The sequence below is a fragment of the Oleiagrimonas sp. MCCC 1A03011 genome, assembly GCF_003267965.1.
GTDB lineage: Bacteria > Pseudomonadota > Gammaproteobacteria > Xanthomonadales > Rhodanobacteraceae > Oleiagrimonas > Oleiagrimonas citrea.
Genome location: NZ_MSPY01000019.1, coordinates 1 through 3,400, shown reverse-complemented (window position 1 = coordinate 3,400; position 3,400 = coordinate 1). Strand labels below are relative to the sequence as shown.

Below are 3,400 nucleotides of genomic sequence, written 5' to 3'. Positions count from 1 at the left end.
GGGCTGTCGCCGGTAGAGTACGAAAAGCGGTTCCTAGAGAGTGGCTCGTAAGCGTCTACGGGAACCTGGTCGATTCAGTATGAAGATTCAGCAGTACGAGAAGCAAATGCCTTTGGGGGAGGCCGTTGAGTGGTTCGTACAGAACAGACGGTGAGTCGGGAGTTAAGTTGAGTACGGATTTCGGAAGCTGTTTACCAGCTTCCCGGCAATTCCTAGCCAAGACGCTGGTGCCGACCAACAGGCCCAGCGATCGCACGAGCCCATACGTTCGAGGCCACCGGCCGGAACCGGCCAGAAGCGGACGTTAACGATGCATTCTGAGTAATTTCGGAGGGCAGCGGAAATCTTGTTCGGCAGCAGCGCCTTGTTAAGAGCTCTGATCACCGCCCTCAAAGTAGAACAAACTAATAGGGATATGCATTTCAACGACAAAGCTCTTCTGAGATTCAACTATGTGAATGTCAATCTCATCCTTTGACATCCATTCCATAATCCCATTTAGTCCGAGTCCACGCGACACTGAATTGGAAGAAACATCGTTATCTTCACGCCCGGAGGAGGTTGGTGATACCTTGTTTTTAAACCGCAATAAAATAACGCCACCTCTTTTTTTGGCTTGAACGCCAACATAGTTTTGAATTCCATGTTCAATGGCATTTTGAAAAATTTCAATGAGAGCAGAATAAAATGCTGATTCTTTAATTTTAACTGGCGGCAGGTTATAAACTGATCTACCTATCCCAACCCTAAATCCGCTCATCTGTGATACAGGCGACTTGATAAATTCAGGAATAAATATATATCCTTCTTCTCGAGCAAACCTATTTCTTCGAACACGTTCAATAAGATCCTTAGCTTGGCTAATAGACGAATCACTGATATCTAGTCTCAATTCAGATTTAGCATATTTTAGAAAAATAGAAGTATCATATAAATAGAATGTTTTAAGGTTTGGGGCCTCTGAATACATCTCATTTAGTAGCTCTTTCCTTGGGCCTAGCTTTTTACCCCTTTTTTCCAACCACCAATCTTCCTTTACATCACCGGTCACTAGAACAATATGAGGTATGTTTTCCGAGCTAGCTTTTCTGAGTATTTCTTTCCATAAGATTAAATCACCATATTTTCTTACAAACTCCCTATCTTCGACTTTATACGATCCTTGCTTGGCCTTATCCTTATATCCTGGAGGAACGTTGTTTTCGTATCTTTTCTCACCAAGCTTATAGATTTCTTCTAGCTCTTTCTTTGTAAAGCCTTCTCCAATTTTTCCATCGAATATACCGAGTACAATATCTTTTATCTTATCTTCATCATTAACGTCTGACTGCTTGTTTTCGAGCACTGATAGTTCATCTACAAATTCTTCTAGAAAACTCCTTCCACCAATGATATTGTCTTGAGTTATAAATTTATCTGGATCAATTAGAGAATGCCTCTGTTTCAACCTCAGCTTATCTAATTGTTTTGATAGGTTTTCAAATACTTCGTCATATTGTGTTATTGCTTCATCAATTAAACCTCTAACGGTATTAAATTTATTTTTTTGGTCACTAATTGCTTCATATCGATTGCTCAGAAACTCCAAAATAACTTGGAAGCCAATCCAGACTTTCTTATTGAATTCTTCATTACTTAACGCTTTTATTAGATCGCTGCTTGCTGGCTCGGGTAAGCGATAAAGATCAAGTAATACATTAGAGTCGAACACAAATATACCGTCCTTCCAGACCTCTTTGAAATCTAGGGTTTCAAGGTCTTTGTGTATTTTTAGCAGTGTTTCTAGCATATACGTAGCTCAGTATTTTATGCGCGTAACGATTGAGTTAAGCCGCCCCAAAGCGCGTAGCGGTTTGGGGCGGCTTGGATGACTAGTTAGATCAGCCTTGCTCACGGTCCGGACTTGGCGAGCTTGACCTGTTTGAATTGACGCCCTTGGCGATGGCAAAGCCTGACACCGCGGATAGCAACGGCAAGCCAGCCTCCGCTGAGATTGCCTTCGTTAGCAGGAGCACTGTGAGTATGACGATGATGAGAACAGAAACGACGATCTGTCCATAGGTCATCCAGAACTCGTTACGTCGCTGCAGAGACTCCGTGAGCGCGTCAACGAAATAACGCGGGAGATTTGGCCGAATGTCTTGACGCTCCCAGAAATCTAAGAATCGATCGAGTCCCCAAAAATCATACTGGCTGTCACCAAAGATGCGTCGACCAAACCATACGATGGCCCAGACTAACCCGGCCCCAATGCCTATCACGACAAGGCAAAGCCAGAAAATTTGGTCTGAACTCATGAGCTCCCTCCTTAGATCTAACGCTGGAGTTAAGACGCCGACCGCTGGCGTAGCCAGTGGGCGGTCGGCTTGAACGATTGGTTAGAGGTTCTCACGGATCGCCGCTTTACGCACGGGCTCCCAGTAGCCGCCGCTGCCGTGATAGGTCTCCGCATGTAGAGAAAATTGCTCACCACAGCAGCTGCACCTGAAGTGGTAAGCGACGATGTCGTCCCATGTCTGGCCTGCTGCCAGTTGTGCGAATGACACGGAGTGCGCCGATGGACCAGTGGTATCGATTAGCGTGCCATCGGTTACGTTTTGGCTAGCAATAGAGATTGCTTTGCGCAGATCGCCTGGCAGTCGGATGGCATAGCGAACACAGAGATCCTTGCATTTGTCGCAGGCCATGAATTCCTTGCCCTCTAACGCTTGAGTTAAGCGGCACGCGTCAGCGTGTCCGCTTGGATGATTTGTTAGCCCGCTTCAGTGACATAGTTCCACGACCAAATCTGCGGTCTCTCGGGGATGCTGGTTAGCTTCGTACGCTTTCACCTCAGGGAATGGTGACTCGCCAGCGCTAGGGCCGGTATTGGAAACGTAGATGGTGAATGCAGCTTCGCGGCCCAGCTCACCGAGCAGCCGGTGCACGGCGGCGCCATCAATGATGATTGGCCGTTCGCGCGCCAGCCGTGCGGACACCACCTGTGACAAATCCGACATGCGATGTTTGAAGCCCTGGCCTTGAAGTAAGAACAAATCAGTCTCGACGAGCGTAACGTTAAAGTACCAGGCCAAGTACCTGCCGAGGGTTGTCTTACCCGAGCCAGGAAGCCCGTCGATGGCAACTACGACGGGTGGCAAATCGTGCAGCACGGGCGTGAGGGCTGCCGTTGCCAAGTTGTATGAGTGCGATGCAATAGGCATAGGCGGCTAACGCTGGAGTTAAGACGCCGACCGCTGGCGTAGCCAGTGGGCGGTCGGCTTGAATGAGTAAAAAGAGACTTCCCCTCCCTTCGGCCTCGAAGGCCATGATGGTGTTGCGACACAACCGTCAGCAGAAGAGGAAGCCTCCATGAACACTATAATCCTTGGCGTGGACTTGGCGAAGACCGCTTTTTCGG

General features: G+C 47.5%; 4 protein-coding genes. All 4 read right to left on the bottom strand.

Annotated features, from left to right (window positions below; genetic code table 11):
• Nucleotides 1-367 precede the first annotated feature (367 nt).
• The 4 genes from BTJ49_RS15095 to BTJ49_RS15080 all read right to left on the bottom strand — a co-directional run bounded on the left by BTJ49_RS15095 (nucleotide 368) and on the right by BTJ49_RS15080 (nucleotide 3,203).
• Nucleotides 368-1,789: a PIN-like domain-containing protein gene (locus tag BTJ49_RS15095; protein WP_113066255.1), complete on the bottom strand. Its 1,422-nt coding sequence runs from the start codon at nucleotides 1,787-1,789 to the stop codon at nucleotides 368-370.
• 91 nt (nucleotides 1,790-1,880) lie between these two features.
• Nucleotides 1,881-2,297, bottom strand: a complete 417-nt coding sequence (locus BTJ49_RS15090) for a hypothetical protein (protein WP_113066254.1) — start codon at nucleotides 2,295-2,297, stop codon at nucleotides 1,881-1,883.
• Between the two features lie 81 nt (nucleotides 2,298-2,378).
• Entirely contained in the window at nucleotides 2,379-2,687 is a 309-nt protein-coding gene (locus BTJ49_RS15085; RefSeq protein WP_113066253.1) for a hypothetical protein, read from the bottom strand.
• Between the two features lie 75 nt (nucleotides 2,688-2,762).
• On the bottom strand, nucleotides 2,763-3,203 hold the full coding sequence (locus BTJ49_RS15080) for an AAA family ATPase (RefSeq protein ID WP_146742378.1): 441 nt from the start codon (nucleotides 3,201-3,203) through the stop codon (nucleotides 2,763-2,765).
• Nucleotides 3,204-3,400: the final 197 nt, after the last annotated feature.